This window comes from Paraflavitalea soli, from assembly GCF_003555545.1.
Lineage (GTDB): Bacteria > Bacteroidota > Bacteroidia > Chitinophagales > Chitinophagaceae > Paraflavitalea > Paraflavitalea soli.
The window spans coordinates 184,514-202,045 of record NZ_CP032157.1; the positions used below are offsets into that span (position 1 = coordinate 184,514).

Consider the following 17,532-nt stretch of genomic DNA (forward strand, 5'->3'; position numbering starts at 1 on the left):
GGGACTTGTGTTCCTATTGTTGTTTTTTACAATAGGCGTACAGGCCCAACAGGTAAAGCTGCAGGTAACCCCCACCACGCTGGAAAAGGATACGCTCCCCGGTGTTACCCTGCAACTATATTCCCTACCCGATACCTTATTGCTGCAGTCGTTGGTGGTCCGGCAATTCCCTGCCGTATTGATGGTGGCGCCCCATACGAAGTATTTGATAAAATTATCGGCTACAGGATTTGAGCAACTGGAAAAACAGGTGGCGGTGGGAGAGCAGCCAATCGACATCAGTCTGGTCTTGCAGCGTAAGAATACAACACTAAAAGCAGTAACGGTCGTGTCGGCCAAGCGGCTGGTGACGCAGGAAGATGATAAGACGATCATCCATGCAGAAATGCTGGCCAATACCAGTACGAATGCCTACGAGCTATTGGAAAAAACACCGGGCGCTATTGTAGACCAGGACGGTAATATCTACCTCAACAGTACCACACCGGCTATTGTGTACATCAATGGACGCGAAATGAAAATGAGCGCCAGCGATATCAGCTCTTTTCTAAAAAGCCTGCCTGCTGGCAGCATTAGTAAAATTGAGATCATACGCACCCCTTCTGCCATGTATGATGCAGCTGCCAGTGGGGGTATCGTCAATATCGTATTGAAAAAAGGCATGTCGGTAGGTACTACCGGGAATATTAATGTCCGCTATGATCAGGGTGTATATGGCGCCGCTTCGGCCGGACTAAGCCTCACCAAAGGCATGGGGCGGGTGAGGACTTATCTTACCTACCAGTACATGCACCGCCATTATTATGAAGATATCAATTCCGATCGCCGCCTTCAGGCCGATACACTGTTGGCGCAAAGTTCTACTACGAAGTATTTTTCAGGCAACCATTATGTGGGCGCGGGGCTGGACTTTGCCTGGACCCCAAAGCTAAACCTCACGTATGACCTGCGTTTTACCGGCACCCGCGATAACAACCAGGCCATTAGCCTCAATGAGATCAGCAAGCAGGGTGACCAGCACGCTTTTATGGATAGCCACACAGCCATTGATAACAAAGGAAGATCAACCGTCCTCACCAATACCCTGGCCATGCGGTACAAAATAGATTCGGCGAGCAGCGTGTGGGCCAACGAGGTTGAATATACCAGGTTCAATAGCAGCGGTACGCAATCCTATGCTACCAATTACGATCTTCCTGCCCATGCACCCATAGCGGGTTATGGAAGCCTGTCGCATCATGCACAGGCAGTAAACTTCAAGTCCGATCTGTCATTGAGTATTTTCTATCGCCTTACCCTGGAAGCGGGTCTTAAACTAAGCCGTGCTACAGACAAAAACGAAACCCATTACTTTAGCCAACAGGGTGGTGCACCTGTTGTACCCGATACCTTTCAAACCACTGCTTATCGATACACCGGCAATATCACCTCGGCCTATACTCAATTGACCAAACGGGTATACGGATTTATCCTGAAGGCCGGGCTCCGTTTTGAAAATACAGCCATTACCGGCAACCAGTCCATACCCCGCCCTGCCTCCTTTGGCATTCAGCGCAATGATCTCTTTCCTTATTTATACATCAGGCGCAACCTGTTTACCATATTTGGCTATCCCCTTACCGGCAACGCCATCTACCGAAAAAGTATTACCCGGCCCGATTTTGATGCCCTCAACCCGGCTCCGCGGTTTATTGATCAGTATACCTATGAGACCGGCAACAGTGCCCTGAAGCCCCAACTCACGGCCAATTATGAAGTGAATGCTACCTACGATGATTTTCCCGTATTTGCCATCGGCATGAATGATGCCAGCTGTGCTTTCAGCAGGGTTACTTACAAAGATGAACAAACCGGCATCGCTTACCGCACCTGGGATAATATTGGCAGCTACCGGGAATTATATGCACGTTTGTTCGGTGGACTGCCATCGGGGCGTAAATATTTTATGTACATGGGTGTGCAATGTAATTATGTGGATTACCAGGGTGCTTACCAGGGAGCTCCCTTGCAGTATAAAAGAACCAGCTGGTCATTCTTCACCGGTCATTCACTCAAAGCTTCACCTACGATGAGCTTTAACCTCAACGGATGGATGTATGTAAATGGGTTCAGGTTATTCAATGAACTGAAGACAATGGGACAGCTGAACCTGAGTGTCACTAAAAATGCCTTTCATAATAAGGTAAACATTATTGTATCAGCCAACGATCTCCTCAAAACCAATAAGTCGTTATTTACCATCAACCAGGGGCCGGTACAGGTGTCAGGTGCCCGTATACAGGACAGCAGGAGGGTAGGGATTACCTTGAAATACAATTTTGGCACCGTGCGTACCGAAGAGAAAAAGCCGGCCTTCGTAGTGCCCGAAACAACTCCCTAGAATTTATACGCGATCCCAAACCGCAGATTCCTCGGTGCTTCACTTTGCCAGTAATACGCATTCAGCCAGTCATAGTAACTGCCACTGTACAGGTATTCGTCCAGGATATTGAAAACGTTCAGCGTTAATTTGATCTTGCCTTTCTCCCAGAATACACCGCCATCCAGCTTGAAATAATCCGGCAAGGTTTGTTGGTTGTGGTTTTCGCTCCAGTCTGAAGTAGCCCTGTCTGCCAGCCAGCTAAAACCGCCGGAGATACCAGCTCCTTTCAAGAAACCATTAGATACTTTATAATTCACCCAGCTGTTCACGGTATGTTTGGCAAAGCCAGGTACTACATCGCCTGCTTTGAAGCCTGTACCTTCCGCTGCATCCGTGAATTTGCCATCGGTATAAGCATAGTTGGTCACCACACTCAGCCCTTTCACAATGATACCCCTTACATCAAATTCTATTCCTTCTGCTCTTTTCTGTCCCACCACAATGCTATAGCCCGAAGTGGGTGCTTCATTGGGATCTGCCGTCAGCTCATTGTCTTTGATGATACGGTAAACAGAAGCGGTGGTATTCCAACGGCCGTTGAACCAATCCCTTTTAATGCCAAATTCAATATTGCCGCCGGTAATAGGCCGTACTTTATCGCCATTTCTGATCCTGCCGGATTGCGGTACAAATGCTTCGTCGTACAAACCATACACCGAAGTATTCCTGTCGAGGGATACACTCAGGCCAATCCGGGGTGTCACCCGTTTGGCTTCTTCATTGCTGCCGCCAAAGGAGGATTGCTTTACAAACGTGTAGCGCCCTGCCAGTGTAAGCCTTACCGTATTGTCGAAGAATCCCAGTTCATCTGATATGTACAAACCCGAATAACGCTGATTGATCGTACCACCGCCCAACGTAGCCCTTGTTTCGATATCCACACTGCGGTCCCACACCGGAAAACCATTCACCGGCGCGCCGTAAAAAGGATTGGCCGGATCAAATTCAGCACCTGCAGAATCCAGTGCGTGCGATTTCGACCAGTCGGCAAAGTATTCCTTGTTGCCCATGTCCAGGCCTGCAAGTATACGGTGGTTGATGAGGCCCGTGGTTACAGTACCATTTACAAATACCTGCGCCAGGGTCATTTCGCTTTTAGCATCCCAGATGCCTACGCTCCTGATCATTTTTCCATCTGGATTGACAGAAGCAGGCCACATGCTGGTGCCCTTTTGCTGATAATTATAATAAGCAGCCTGTGCGGTGAGTTTCCAGTCATCGCTTAGCTGGTGCTGCAGGTTGAGCGTGATGCTATGATCGTTGATCCTGGTGGGTTCCAGGCCCGGCTGCATGAGGGTGAAATTGCGGGGCAGACTGGCATATCCCCTGGGACTAAAAATATAAAATGAACCTACATCCGACATCTTCGCGCTTTGCAGGTTGTATTCTGCTGTGAGCTTTGTTTTCTCATCGATCTGGTAAGAGATCACCGGGGCAAAAGTATAGCGGTTGTTGTATTCATAATCGCGGAATGACTTTTTGTTCTGCGCAGCCAGGTTGAGGCGGTACAATAAACGTCCCTCCTTACTCAGTTTGCCATCGAGGTCGAGCGCGGTACGGTACATATCAAAGCTCCCTACCGTAAAAGAGGCTTCTCCCCTGGTTTGGCCTGTGGGCTTTTTCGTTACTACATTGTACAGACCACTGGGATCACCATTGGCGAGCATAAAGCCTGCCGGTCCTTTCACAAACTCGATATGGTCCACTATGCTCATGTCTTCCGTAAGTGGCCCCCAGAAAGAGCTCACCACATTGAAGCCATTGCGGAATGCCTGTATCTGCGATCCGCGCATGTGGATATTGGCATAGAGATCGCCCCAGTGTTCCAGGCGCACAGCGCCGCTGATATTGCGGATCACGCCATCACTCATGCTGATCACCTGTTGATCGGCCAGGTTGGCGCTGGTGACTACCTGTATATTCTGCGGTGCTTCCAGCAGCGGTTCATTCAGCCGCAGAGAGGCCGACCCTTGTCTTGCATTATACACGCCCCGGCTCGATTTGATAATAATTTCTTCCAGCTGTTGGTTCGACACACGCATGGAAAGGTCAACCGTCACCGTTTTATGCTCTTCCACCGTCACACTTTTCACAACACTTTCATAGCCCACCAGTGTTGCTTCCAGCTCATAGCTGCCCGGCTTTACACCGCGCAGGGTAAAATGCCCCTGCTCATCCGTAGAAGCCGTTTTCTTGCTTCCTTTCAATTGTACCGTTACCCAGGCTGCGGGTTTGTTATCGTTCGTAGTAATATGTCCCTTAATGCTTCCTGTGCCCGGCTGCGCCCAGGCGGGCATGGCCGCGATCAACCAAAGACCGGCCAGTAATAAAGCTGCGTAGCGTTGCATATGCATAGTCTGAATTTAGTAATGTGCGCAAGGTAGCCGTGGCAGGAGGCTCATGCTGTATGCAACCGGAAATTCTGTTTACGCAATTGGGAAATCATAAAAAGCGCCTGAGAACAGTGGTTTTCAATGATGCGCTTTGCCTGGAATAAAATCTTCTTCCAGCCACAGGGCCTGCGCTTTCAGCCGGAGCATGCTTTTCCTGATGCGCCTGGTGATATAGATGAGCACGGGGATAAAGATGCTGGGAAAGGAAACATGATCGCTGGGCTTCCGGGCCTCTACCGGGCTTTCTTTCTTTGTATGGGACCGCAACCTGCCCGACAGGGATTATTTTGAGCAGCTCATTGCCAGTTGCCGGCAATGCCGGTCACTATGCAGGTGTATTGGGCGATCAGCGTACCTACGGCTTTACCCCTTTTGTTGTCAGGGTGAGCCACCTTTTAAAGGCGACCCACCCTGACAACAAATGCTAACAGCTAAATGCTAATATTTTAATGTGGAAAGCCCGTAATTGGTAATTAATTATTGTATTTTCATATAGCAGGTATGCATACCATTATTCCCTCCATTCATCTTCGTGAAAGACTTCTTTCTGTTGCCTTGATGTAAACATCCTCCCCGGGAAACGTATTTATTCATCATTAAACCTTAACAATGAAACATTATTCATTCATGTTATGGCTATCCCTTGCCATATTTTTAGCAGCCTGCAATAAAAATGATTGTCCTCCCGGCCAGGAATTATGGCAGGTAAGCTCATCAGACAGAATTTCAAAGTACCAATACAAGTACGACCACAACCGTTCGCTCATCCAGATTACGAAACTGCCCTGGAGCTTTGGTCCTAATTGGATATTGACCAACGATCAGCTTAAAAGGCCCCTGACCCTGCGCGACTCGATCCAGACATTCTATGATCAGTTCATTTACCAGGGCGGAAGGCTTATCCGGATTGAGGGGCATACAGGGCCCAACACACCCGGCACGCCCCATACCTTTTTTACCTATGACAATAAGGGGCGTATCATCAAAAAGCAGGGGAGTGCCAATTATTATGCTTATGTGAAGTATGAATATGAAGGCAATTCACGCAACTTTAAGCGTGCTTTGTTCTACAACAATCCCCCGGCTGCAAAAGCCAGCCAGGAACCGGATGCTGCGCTGATATTGGAGTATACCTATGACAACAAGATAAATCCATTCTCCACCTTCCTGTATACGGATGTTATTCCTTTTTGGGATACCGAGTACATGGGCGGCACTTTTTATGATCCCATCGTGCCCAATAATGTGGTCAATCAGAAATTCTGGGGAAAGGTAGATACCGGCTATTTTAAATTCTCGGAGTATGATTATACCTATGTGTACGATCACAACTACCCGGTAAGCCATATCCTGCGGCAGACCGCTTACAATGATGATGGTACGATCGCTTTCCAGAGCACCGATCCCGGCGCACATACCTACGATAAGTTTCCAAGATAGATGTGAAGGATGATCTGGCCCCGGACTGCACATGCAGTTCGGGGCCATTATCTAGGCCGGTACTTCGGCCGTATTAAGCAGGGGGAGTGTGTGAGAGACAGGGAGTGTTGGAGCACTTATTTCATTTTTCTTTACCCGGGCTACATCGATCGGATCACCAAACAGGAAGAACAATTTCTGTTTGAATCCTTTGGCCCCTTTCATGTCCTTCCAGATGTCGGAATACTCATGGAAGTTGAGGTACAGGGGATTCATCTTATGTTCAACAGGGCTGGTAATGCCATATTCGGCCTGCTCTTCTTCTGGCTGGTAAGTGCCAAACAGGCGATCCCAGAAAATGAAGGTGGCGCCGTAGTTCTTGTTGATGTACTTCTCCTGCGAGCCATGGTGCACGCGGTGATTGGACGGCGTGGCAAACAGGTATTCGATCACCGGATGTAGTTTGCGGATGTACTCGGTATGCACCCAAAACTGGAACAGTACAGCGATCTGGCTGGTGATAAAGAATATAATGGGGTGAAAGCTGAGGGCCATCACCGGCATAAAGAAGATCAGCTTCAGGTTTTGCATCCAGCTTAAACGGAAAGATACGGTGAGGTTGTACTGTTCACTGCTGTGGTGTACCACATGCGTGGCCCACCAAAAACGCTGTTGGTGCGATATGCGGTGCGACCAGTAACTGGCCAGGTCGAAAATAAGATAACAGGGAATAAGCGTCCACCACCGGAAGTGCATGCGCCAGGGGATCGCATTATAGATCAGGATGACAATGTAGAACATGCTTACTTTTAATAAAGTATTAATGATCACATTGCCTACGCCTACACAAATAGAGCCGATGCTGTCTTTCTTTTCATACAGCTGGTGATTTTGTTTTTTCGAAATATACCATTCGATCAATACAAAAAGAAACATGACCGGGGCTGCCCAAATGATGATGTTGGGGGTATGCTGCTCGATCTCATCCATTGAACTAAACTCAATCTGGGGGGCGCGGAAAATATCAACAAAACCAAAGAATTTTAAAAGCATAAAGCAATACGTTGATCTTTTTTATAGGGTTACAATAATATCCGATACCTGTATGAAATACAATTATTAACCTGGCTCCTTTTAACCACGCCAGATAAACGCAGGTAAAGAAAGATTGTTGTGATTCATGGAATCAGTAGGAGAGGAGATGAGAACCAACCAACTTATGGATAACCAGTAAGAAGATGTATTAATAAAACAATGTATATCTCTTCGCTGCCAATTAACCCAAGATACCCAAACCCAGCATGCGGGCAAAATTAAAATTCTGACAGCCTGGCGGCGATCGGCTCCCTGTAGTGCAGGCTAGGGGAAAACGGTGATCAAGATCAACCGGGCATGTTTGAAAGTCAGTTAAGCAGGAATAGCTATACACTGCCGGGCAATCTCCAGTTCTTCATTGGTGGGGATCACCAATATTTTCACGGGCCTGGCGCCGCTATGGATAGCGCGGATGCCGGTAGCAGGCAGCCCGTTCAGTACAGGATCGATCTCAATGCCCAGGTGCGACAAGCCATCGCACACCAGGGCGCGCATGCTGCTGTCATGTTCACCCACACCGGCAGTAAAGAGCAAGGCATCCAATCCATTGAGTACAGCGATATAGGAGCCGATGTATCTTTTAATGCGGTAAGCATAGAGCCTGCGCGCAAACTGCGCCTCGCCGTCGCCTTCTTCAGCTGCCTTGTCTATATCGCGCATATCATGGCGCCCGGTTAATCCTTGCAGGCCCGATCGTTTGTTCAGCAATTGGTCAACATATGCTGTACTATACCCATGGTGTGTCATCAGGTGCAATAACACCGAGGGATCGATATCACCGCTGCGTGTACCCATTACCAGTCCACTCACCGGGCTGAATCCCATGCTGGTGTCCAATGACCTTGCACCTTCCACAGCTGCTGCACTACAGCCATTGCCCAAATGCAAACTGATCATTTTGGCCTGTGGGAGATCGAGAAAGTCCCGGGCTTGTTCTGTCACATATTTGTGGCTGATGCCGTGGAATCCGTAGGCGCGTATTTTGTCCTGTTCATAGTAAGCGTGGGGGATGGCATACCGGGCAGCTTCCGGAGGCAGCTCATGATGAAAGGCAGTATCAAATACAGCCACTTGTTTTGCTGCCGGGAAAAAATCAGCGGCCACTTCCAGGCAACGGAGGTTGATGGGGTTATGAAGCGGCGCGAAAGGAAACAGCTCTTTGATCTTTTCCCTGACTGCCGGCGTAACAATAGTAGCCGATGAAAATGATTCCCCGCCATGAACCACACGATGGCCCACGAGGGCTACTTCTTCGGGACTTTGAATGACACCCTGTTCCGGATGGCACAGCAATGATACCACCTGCTGCATGGCGGCTGCATGATCGGGTAAGGCGTGCTGCTGTTCCGTCGTTTGATCTTTTCCATTAACGGAGCGGGTAATATGGATGGAAGCCTCCGCTTCTCCGATCCTTTCTGCGATGCCCGAGCAAAGCACCTGTTCCCCGGGCATGTCAAAAAGCCGGAACTTCAGTGAACTGCTGCCTGCATTGATGACCAATACTTTCATGGTGATGAGGCCCTGTTTAAAATTTCCAATGCCAATCCCTGATCTCAGGCATGTCCACTCCGTGCTTATTGATGTAATTGCGGTGCGCGATCAGTTTGTCCTGCATGGCCTGCTTCAGGTAGGAAGCATGACTGCCCAGGGCGGGTAAACGGTCGATGACATCCTGTACCAGGTGAAACCGGTCGAGGTCATTCAGCACCGTCATATCAAAAGGAGTAGTGATGGTGCCCTCTTCTTTATAACCGCGCACGTGGATATTAAAGTGATTGGTGCGTTTGTAGGTCAGCCGGTGAATGAGCCAGGGATAACCATGGAAAGCAAAGATCACTGGTTTGTCCTTCGTAAACAGCGCGTCAAAATCATTGTCATTTAATCCATGCGGGTGCTCTGTGATGGGTTGTAACTTCATAAGGTCTACCACATTCACCACCCGTATCTTCAGGTCGGGCAATTGTTCCCGCAGGATCGAAACGGCGGCCAGTGTTTCCAGCGTGGGTACATCACCGGCGCATACCATCACTACATCGGGGTCGGCTCCTGCATCATTGCTGGCCCAGGTCCAGATGCCGATCCCTTTGGTGCAGTGTATGCGCGTCTCCTGCATGGTGAGCCATTGTGGTGAGGGATGTTTGCCAGCCACTACCACATTTACATAATGCCGGCTTTTGAGGCAATGGTCCATCACCGATAGCAGGCAGTTGGCATCCGGCGGTAAGTATACCCGCACCACTGATGCTTTTTTATTAACGACATGATCAATAAAACCAGGGTCCTGGTGGGTAAAGCCATTGTGATCCTGCCGCCACACATGCGAAGACAGCAGTATATTGAGGGAGGGCAGTTTCCTGCGCCATTGGAGGTGGGCCGTCATCTTGAGCCATTTGGCATGCTGGTTGAACATGGAGTCCACAATATGTATAAATGCTTCATAGCAATTGAACAGTCCATGGCGGCCAGTGAGCAAATACCCTTCGAGCCAACCTTCACACTGGTGTTCACTCAGCATTTCCAACACACGGCCATCCCGCTGCTGGTACTCATCACCAGGTGCTGTTTCGCCCAGCCATTGCCGGTTGGTAGTCTCAAATACGGCCTGTAACTTATTGGACAAGGTTTCATCGGGCCCAAATAACCGGAAATTGCGGTGGTCCTCATTCAGTTTCATCACATCCCGGATAAACGCGCCTAACACATAGGTATCGCCGGGTCCCCTTTCACTGCGTGTACGTACAGGCAGGCCATACTTTGAAAAGTCGGGCATGCGCAGGTCCTGCAATTTGCCGCCATGTGCATGGGGATTGGCCCCCATTCTTTTGTCACCGGCAGGGGCCAGTGCAGCGAGTGCAGGCAGCAGAGCGCCCTGTTCATCAAAGAGCTCTTCCGGCTTATAACTCCGCAGCCAGGCTTCCAGTTGTTGTAAATGCCTGGGGTGCCTGGCCGGATCATTCAAGGGTACCTGGTGCGAACGAAAACTGCCTTCCACCGGATGATCATCCACTGTTTTCGGGCCTGTCCATCCTTTGGGCGATCTTAGTATGATCATGGGCCAGCAGGGGCGGGGAGCATCGGGCTGTTGCGCTGCCTGTTGCCTGATGGCTTTGATCTCTGCTATCACGGTATCCAGCGTCTGCATCATCAGCTCATGCATCAGCATCGGATCATCGCCTTCTATCCAATAGGGATTCCAGCCATATCCTTTAAAAAGCCAGGTCAGTTCTTCGTGGCTGATCCTGGCCAGCACAGTTGGATTGGCGATCTTATAGCCATTGAGGTGCAGGATGGGCAATACCACCCCATCCGTTACCGGGTTCAGGAATTTGTTGCTATGCCAGGCCGTTGCCAGCGGTCCCGTTTCAGCTTCTCCATCACCTACCACACAGGCAACAGTCAAAGAAGGATTGTCAAATACTGCCCCAAATGCGTGGCTCAGGGAATAACCCAGTTCTCCTCCCTCATGCATCGAGCCGGGACATTCCGGCGATACATGGCTGGGAATACCTCCCGGAAAAGAGAATTGCCGGAAAAGCTTTTTGAGGCCTTCCTCATCCCGGGTAATATCAGGATAGATCTCTGAGTAAGTGCCTTCCAGGTAGGTGTTGGCTACCATGGCCGGGCCTCCGTGACCCGGACCTGAGATGTACAACATATTCAGGTCATGTTGTTTGATCACCCGGTTCAGGTGTACATAGATGAAGTTTTGCCCGGGTGTGGTGCCCCAGTGGCCCAATAACATTTGCTTGATGTGTTCGATCTTCAGGGGCTCCTTCATCAGGGGATTATCGCACAGGTAGATCTGGCCCACTGATAAATAGTTGGCAGCCCGCCAATAAGCATCCATCTTGTGTAAGAGTTCCGTGTCGGTTGAAGAAGAAGGGACTTCCTGGTGTTGTGCTGCTGTGCTGGTCATGGCTTGATTTTAGTGCATAAATTTCCCAGCAGGAATCAGCATAAATTTCATGCCCGGTTTCATCCCCGGGCCAGCCTGGTTGTCCTTTGTAAGCGGCAATCCCCTTTCATGGCTGATGGCATACGCTTTGATCTCAAAGATCAATTATAGCCCATGAAACACTTTCCCACACAATATATTGCCTGGCTTCGATCAATCGTACCGGCCAAGGTCAGCGGTAAACATACAGTTACCACCACCCGGTATATGGCCCACAATCGTATAGAGGCGGAAGCATATTATCTTATTGCCGCCGGAAGGTTATTGGATGTAAACCATTGGCAGCAGTGGGCCGGCAAGGCAACTGCTGCCTTCCAACTGGTAGATGCATACGGCCGCGAACAATACAGGTCCGTGCAGAAAGGCGATTACTTTCGTATTGGCATCCCGGCCCCCGCCAATCCTGATGGTAAAGGCGACGATTGGGTACAAGTGCAGGAAGTAGGAGCGCGCAACACCGGGCAGCAATCGCTTACCTATATTACAGTAAGGGCAGCCCTCAGTCCACTTAAGCAGGAAGACAGCGCTTCCCATTTTTTCGATCGCACTGCTACTTCCACCTTCCTGGTTTACCAGGAAAACTGCGAACTGATCGCTGCCGTTTATGGTCGCAACGAACATCCCAACAGCAATAGCAGCCAACTGATCACCCGCCTGCGTAATTGGCTCGTGTACATCGGTGCCCGCCTCGGGCTGTCTGCCTTACAATGGCAAAGTCTTACAAAAGGATTGCTGCAATTTTCAGGGCCCGTGTCCGGTAAGGGGTAATGTCAATTACACCTACCTGGCTTATTCTCCCCAGGCCGTAATGACAATCCTTCTGCTGCCGCCACGATTGCGGTGTTCGCACAGGTAGATGCCCTGCCAGATGCCGAGCGCCAGCTGACCGCCTACAATGGGGATCATGACCGAACTGCCCAGCACAGCAGCTTTCAGGTGCGCCGGCATATCGTCGGGCCCTTCGTCATTGTGTACATAATCGGGATCGTTTTCCGGAATGGCTTTGTTGAACCAGGTTTCGAAGTCTTGCCGTACGGTGGGATCGGCATTCTCATTGATGGTAAGTGAAGCGGAAGTATGTTGAATGAATACCTGGCATATGCCCGATCGCAGCTGGCTGATGGCGGGTAAGGCATTTACCACTTCCTGCGTGATCAGATGAAAGCCCCTGCGTCTTTCCCTCAATGCCAGTATTTGCTGATAGATCTTCATGCTGCAAATTACGACATACAGCCTGAATGGTACATGAAGAACCAGCGCTAAACTAAATTCAAATGATCTCCCTGTTATGGGCAAATAAGGAACTGGCTCCTCTGGCCGGTAGCGGGAGGAGCATCCTCATGCTGTCTGCTCAGGTAAGACACCGGGAAAGACCAAAAGCCTCCAACCCGGAGGCAATTATGACTTAGTTTGAAGCCTGGTTGCCGGCAGCAGCCGCTTTTGTTTTGTTGATCAATGCTTCGATCTCCTCCAGTATGCCCAGCTGCTGACAGGTTTCCCTGAAATAGGCATAATTGGCAGGCTGGTTATTTTGTTCGGCCAGCGACACGGCATCGGCCAGCCACGACATATAAGTAGCCTTGGGGGCATTGGTGTATTGGAAGCAAAACAAACCAACCAGGTAGCAGCACTCCGGTTCAAATACATTGATCTTGTCTACCACATAGGCGTTGATCTTAGGTTCGATATCCAGGAAGATATCCAGCAGCTGTTGCTTGTTGGTGTCAGGCTGTTCAAAGCCGAGCATCAGTACTTTTAAGTACTCAACGATCGTTTCTACATACTGCGGTATCCTTTTCAGCTCCCAATAGTTTTTCTCAGCGATGCCCACTTGTGTAAAGGCAGTGGCGAAGTCGTTTTCTTTCCTGGCCAATATGGATTGCGCCAAAGCAGATAAAGCCAGCAAATGCGGCTCATGGTATTTCTCTGCCAGCGCTTTTGCCCGCATCACATCTTCCCGCGCGGAAGTCAGTGCTTCGGGGTGATTGATCCTTAATTTAAACATGGCTCTCCGGCTCAGCAATTGCGACAGGCGCGGCTCATCAAAATCAGCTTCCATTTCCTGGATGGCATGGTGCAGGAATTGAATGGCTTCCATATCCTGCTGTACCAGTGCATGAAAGGAATAATAATACAGTATATCGGCCAACTCAGCAGGCGAGGGGTCCCTCCTGAAATAAGGGGACAACTTTTTTGGGAAGTCTTCAAACAAACCCGTGATGGCGAAATACGTTTGCGCCAGCCCGATCAGGGCAGGCGTTTCCGGTGAGGTGTTGGCAGTATGCTTCAGGTTCATCCTGGCCGGGTTGGTAAACAGGTCTTCCATACCTGGTGGCGGCGGTCCCACTTCTGCCTGTTCAATATGAACACCTACATTGGCGGCCCTTTCTATCCTGTCCTGAAAATTGAATACATAAGAACGGCCATGGTTCAGCAGGAACCTCGACAAGGCTTCTCCTTCATAATCGGATTGGTAACGCTCACGCCAGGCCTTGTCATAAATAAACCGTGCGGTCACTTCATCACCATAAGATTCTGCCAGTGCTGTCAGCATATTGATCGCATCCATGGGTTCCAGCAAAGCGCTCTTTTCCCGCAGCCTGTCGGCAAGCGGTGTATTCACCTGTTCTGCTGCTGCAAATGGTGTAAAGCCGATGCGGGCTGCCTGTACCAGCTCGCCCAGCAACTGCGCCGGATCATATTCAACCGCCTGTGCTTTCTTTCCATAATAGCCGATCACTTCGTTCATACTTGCCCGCACCTTGCTGCCCGGCATATAGGTATAGGTAAATCCTTTGGCTGCAGGCGCTGCATCCTGCAATCCCAGGTAGTTGCGGTTATCGTCGAAGTCCTGACCCGAGAAACCACAGAAAATAAAATGATGCAGCTCCAATAGCTGGAACAGCGCATCCTGTAATGCTTTGGCCCTGCCTTTCAGTCTTTGTTTGCGGGTATCCACCATCGAGGCGGGTGAAGAACAGGACCCATGTATCTTGATGATGGGGATGCCGTTGGAGGATGCCTGGCTGGCCAGCCTGTTGAAGCCAGCTTCGTCATAAAAAGCTTCGAAGGGAATGTCGTAAGCCGCAAAAGCCCGTTCAAAGTTCTGGTCGAAATTGGTGGTCACTACCGCTTTGAGGAGCCCTGCTTTGGCAAGGCCGGCAGTATAGTATTGCACCGCATTGTAAGTATCCGTATCTACTGCGCTCAACAGTTCAAAATACCGGATGCCGGCTCTTTCTACCATACGTTGCGCCTGGTAATCGGGCGGGAAGGTATTCTCCGCACGTTTTTGCCGGATGGCGGTGAGCAGTTGGTCGCGAAAGCGCGTCCTGATGCCAAATTGCTCCATCCGGTCCCACAGGGTGTCCAGGATGGCATCATTGAGTTGGTTCCAGCCTGGCAAAGAGGAGGGAGGGGCCATAGAGCAGCCTGCACCGGCAAATATCACTACACCTTCCTGTAGTCCGGGAATGTTGATCATAGTAGTTGTTGTGTAAGGTGAAGATAACGGGTAGCGGCTATATTTTACATTTTATTGCATTCTTCAATCGACTGTTGCAGCCCTTCTTCAGGTCCAGGAAGGTGATATCAGGCTTACTGATCGCATCATTATACAGTTATAATGGTTTAGGTGGTTGCTGTGGAGGTACGCACGGGTAAGGTTATGATAAAGGTAGCTCCTTTATTGATTGCGCCCGTCGCCGTAATAGTGCCCTGGTGCCGTTCTGCTATTTTCCGGCAAAGCGACAGCCCAAGTCCCGTGCCTTCGTAGTGCGTGGCAGGGTTCAGCCGGGCAGCAGTGCCTTACCATCCTGCAAACGGAGATAACAGGAAAAAGGAAAATCGTAAGGATTTTTCTGTAAGGTGGAGATGATAGTGGAGGCAACAGGGGCATTGGGGGAAGACGCTGAATATACCTGCTTTTTGCTGCCCCTTATTCCACGGTCACCTCTTTCAGCGGCGATACCAGCTTTTTATATGGATTGGTCAAAAACATCTTAGCAAAGTCAACTCCTTTCATGCCCAGTCTGGCGCCATGACCATTGTTGTGCACCGTGATCAGTTGTGCATGGGGCATAGTGCGTTTGATGAGCCGGTTGTAAAAAGGCCGGCACCAGGGGTCTGCATCCCCGCCTGCTATCAGTGCCGGCACGTTGGAATAGACCGGTGTCTTCACGATAGCCGGTTCCGGTTTTACCTGCCAGCAGGTGCAAATAGCATGATCCACATTGTTGAAGGGATGCCCCGCCAGCCAGGGTAATACTTCGTCCTGTTGTTTGATGAGTGCTTTGTCTGCATAGGCAATTTGTTCCGAACAATAAATGCTGTACCGCATGCCGGCCGACAAAGCCTGGTTACCCCGAAATACACCATCTACTTGTTCCCTTACATACTGTGCATGGTTGCCATTGATGATGTTAGTCATCACAAAGGGTACTGTTTTCAACTGGCCCGTGTTGAGCCGGTCGATCACTGCATCTGTCAATTCATCTTTAGTATACCGGATGGTGAAACTATCCCGCTTGCCTGGTTCAGCATAGCGCAGGCTGAATTTTTTGCCTGCCAGTGAAGTGAAATATTGGTGGAACCGTTCTCTTAGACCGGCATACCGGGCATCATGCGTGGAGTCGGCTTCGCAATTGTCAAACACCTGGTTCAACGCTTCATTGAAATTGAACAAAGCATGCTCTTCATAATTCACATAGCCGGGCAGGGGAGAGTTGAGTATTAATGCTTTTACTGCTTCCGGGTGGTTCCTGGCTACGGTGAGCATCAGTCCACCGCTGTAAGAGATGCCTAACAAGGTGAGCGAGTCGAGCTGTAATGCCCGGCGCAGGTCATTGATATCCGCCGCGCTTTCAATGGTATTGTAGGCAGAAAGATCGATGCCTTGTGCTGCCAGCCGTTGGCGGCATTGTTTCACAGCGATCAGTTCCAGGCTGTCCTTTGATAAGTTTTCCCTATAGGCGTGTTTGGCGGATTCGCCTACTTCCGGGCAGTCGAGGCAGGGGTGTGATCTTTTGGTGCCCCGCTGATCAAAGGCGATGAACCCGCCAAATTGAAAGAAGTCGGAGTTGTAACGCAGGCTATCGAAATTGGCGATCGTGCTGTAACCGGGACCACCCGTGGTGTTCAGGATTACGTTTCTGATCGAGTCCATGCCTGGTTGCCGTACATATACAAAGGGTATTTTGATCGTGCGGCCCTGGGGTTTTTGGCGGTTCTCCGGTACTACCAGGTAACCGCAGCGGGCTATTAGGCCATTGGCTATTTTGATCTGGCAAGCCCCGGTTTCGATTTTAGGTGTATAGCCCTGGGAGAATATCCGGGCACTGCTCATACAGAGCATGCATACGATCAGGAAGGCAGATTTCATGGCGTTCACTTTTGTGCAAATTAAGCCGCAACGGAAAAGGAGAGAAGGTAAAAATCGGACATTATTCCTGCGTACTCAACCTCCGTCCCGTAAACTTCACCACATCTTTGTAAAAATGACTGAGGTCGTAGTAGCCATACATCAAGTGATCAAAACCATCTTTATGGCTAATGTAATCCGTAAGGGCTGTACGTGCGCGCAGCGTGGCAAAGAAGTTTTTGGGATTGGTGCCAATGGCCTGCATGAAATAGCGATACATTGTTTTCTCTGTGAGATGTTGCCGGTTGGCCAGCTCCTGGTTGTTGAGCTGCATACCCGATGCGCAAAAGGTTTGGATCACCTGTTGCACCGATTGCAGGTAATGCACCTGTGCTTTGGTGGCCGCCAGTTTATCGAGGAGGAATTGTTCGAGAAAAGACAGGCGGCTATCAAAGTTATTGAGTCTTTTCAGTTTCCGGAGTATGGTGGCGGGGATGATCTCGTTCACATTGACCACATCATGACCAATCCTGGTTTGAGCTATGCCGAATACCGCTTCAAAACCGCCGGGATTGAATTTGACCGTGAAAATATTGTCCGTGGGCAGGTTGCGCCGTTCCACAATATCACTGCGCAGCAGCAATATGTCTGTGTGCTCATCTACGAGATGCAATTGCTGGCCATTTCTGAGTTGATAAGGCGTGCCCAGGTTGAGCCAGATGGTAGGCGTGAAACTGGGAAACATTTTTACCGTAAAGGGTGCTTCGCCTACATGGTGGCGCATGGCTTCGGGGGAAGTCTCCGAATAGAATTCAATATAGGCCGCCAGCGCCGGACAGGGCGCGCTGAACTGGTACAGCTTACGGATATTATCGAAGATTTCTACCAT

General features: G+C 49.9%; 13 protein-coding genes. 3 read left to right on the forward strand and 10 right to left on the reverse strand.

Translation table 11 applies throughout. The features are described 5' to 3' along the window. Positions 1–7: 7 nt before the first annotated feature. Positions 8–2,380 (forward strand): outer membrane beta-barrel protein, encoded by a 2,373-nt coding sequence (locus D3H65_RS00710; RefSeq protein WP_162915319.1) that lies wholly within the window; start codon positions 8–10, stop codon positions 2,378–2,380. Here D3H65_RS00710 and D3H65_RS00715 read toward each other — a convergent pair. Together D3H65_RS00715 and D3H65_RS00720 are read right to left on the reverse strand one after the other, a co-directional pair. Further along, on the reverse strand, positions 2,377–4,776 hold the full coding sequence (locus D3H65_RS00715) for a TonB-dependent receptor (protein ID WP_245999653.1): 2,400 nt from the start codon (positions 4,774–4,776) through the stop codon (positions 2,377–2,379). The two genes, D3H65_RS00710 and D3H65_RS00715, sit on opposite strands and share 4 nt — an antisense overlap. Positions 4,777–4,893: 117 nt before the next feature. Further along, positions 4,894–5,082 (reverse strand): hypothetical protein, encoded by a 189-nt coding sequence (locus D3H65_RS00720; RefSeq protein WP_119048424.1) that lies wholly within the window; start codon positions 5,080–5,082, stop codon positions 4,894–4,896. A gap of 342 nt (positions 5,083–5,424) precedes the next feature. Between D3H65_RS00720 and D3H65_RS00730 the strand changes: the two genes are divergently transcribed. Then, positions 5,425–6,255, forward strand: a complete 831-nt coding sequence (locus D3H65_RS00730; protein ID WP_119048425.1) for a hypothetical protein — start codon at positions 5,425–5,427, stop codon at positions 6,253–6,255. Between the two features lie 51 nt (positions 6,256–6,306). Here the strand turns inward: D3H65_RS00730 and D3H65_RS00735 are convergent, their stop codons facing one another. The 3 genes from D3H65_RS00735 to D3H65_RS00745 all read right to left on the reverse strand — a co-directional run bounded on the left by D3H65_RS00735 (position 6,307) and on the right by D3H65_RS00745 (position 11,245). Continuing rightward, a complete protein-coding gene (locus tag D3H65_RS00735) occupies positions 6,307–7,287 on the reverse strand; it encodes a sterol desaturase family protein (protein WP_119048426.1) in 981 nt (326 codons plus the stop codon). Positions 7,288–7,641: 354 nt separating this feature from the next. Further along, a complete protein-coding gene (locus D3H65_RS00740) occupies positions 7,642–8,838 on the reverse strand; it encodes an acetate/propionate family kinase (RefSeq protein ID WP_119048427.1) in 1,197 nt (398 codons plus the stop codon). A 16-nt stretch (positions 8,839–8,854) separates the two neighbouring features. Further along, positions 8,855–11,245 carry a phosphoketolase family protein gene (locus D3H65_RS00745; RefSeq protein WP_119048428.1) on the reverse strand — a complete coding sequence of 797 codons (2,391 nt, stop codon included), beginning with the start codon at positions 11,243–11,245 and terminating at the stop codon, positions 8,855–8,857. A 153-nt stretch (positions 11,246–11,398) separates the two neighbouring features. Between D3H65_RS00745 and D3H65_RS00750 the strand changes: the two genes are divergently transcribed. Beyond that, positions 11,399–12,052, forward strand: coding sequence for a hypothetical protein (locus D3H65_RS00750; RefSeq protein ID WP_119048429.1), 654 nt, complete (start codon positions 11,399–11,401; stop codon positions 12,050–12,052). A 21-nt stretch (positions 12,053–12,073) separates the two neighbouring features. On the opposite strand, the gene D3H65_RS00755 is transcribed toward D3H65_RS00750, so the two are convergent. The 5 genes from D3H65_RS00755 to D3H65_RS00775 form a co-directional block, all read right to left on the reverse strand. Further along, positions 12,074–12,496, reverse strand: a complete 423-nt coding sequence (locus D3H65_RS00755) for a secondary thiamine-phosphate synthase enzyme YjbQ (RefSeq protein WP_119048430.1) — start codon at positions 12,494–12,496, stop codon at positions 12,074–12,076. A 193-nt stretch (positions 12,497–12,689) separates the two neighbouring features. Next, on the reverse strand, positions 12,690–14,768 hold the full coding sequence (locus tag D3H65_RS00760; protein WP_119048431.1) for an SIR2 family NAD-dependent protein deacylase: 2,079 nt from the start codon (positions 14,766–14,768) through the stop codon (positions 12,690–12,692). 146 nt (positions 14,769–14,914) lie between these two features. Next, complete coding sequence (locus D3H65_RS00765; protein WP_119054337.1) at positions 14,915–15,076, reverse strand: ATP-binding protein; 162 nt, start codon at positions 15,074–15,076, stop codon at positions 14,915–14,917. Between the two features lie 145 nt (positions 15,077–15,221). After that, a complete protein-coding gene (locus D3H65_RS00770) occupies positions 15,222–16,664 on the reverse strand; it encodes an alpha/beta fold hydrolase (protein ID WP_119048432.1) in 1,443 nt (480 codons plus the stop codon). Positions 16,665–16,725: 61 nt separating this feature from the next. Then, positions 16,726–17,532, reverse strand: coding sequence for a helix-turn-helix domain-containing protein (locus D3H65_RS00775; RefSeq protein ID WP_119048433.1), 807 nt, complete (start codon positions 17,530–17,532; stop codon positions 16,726–16,728).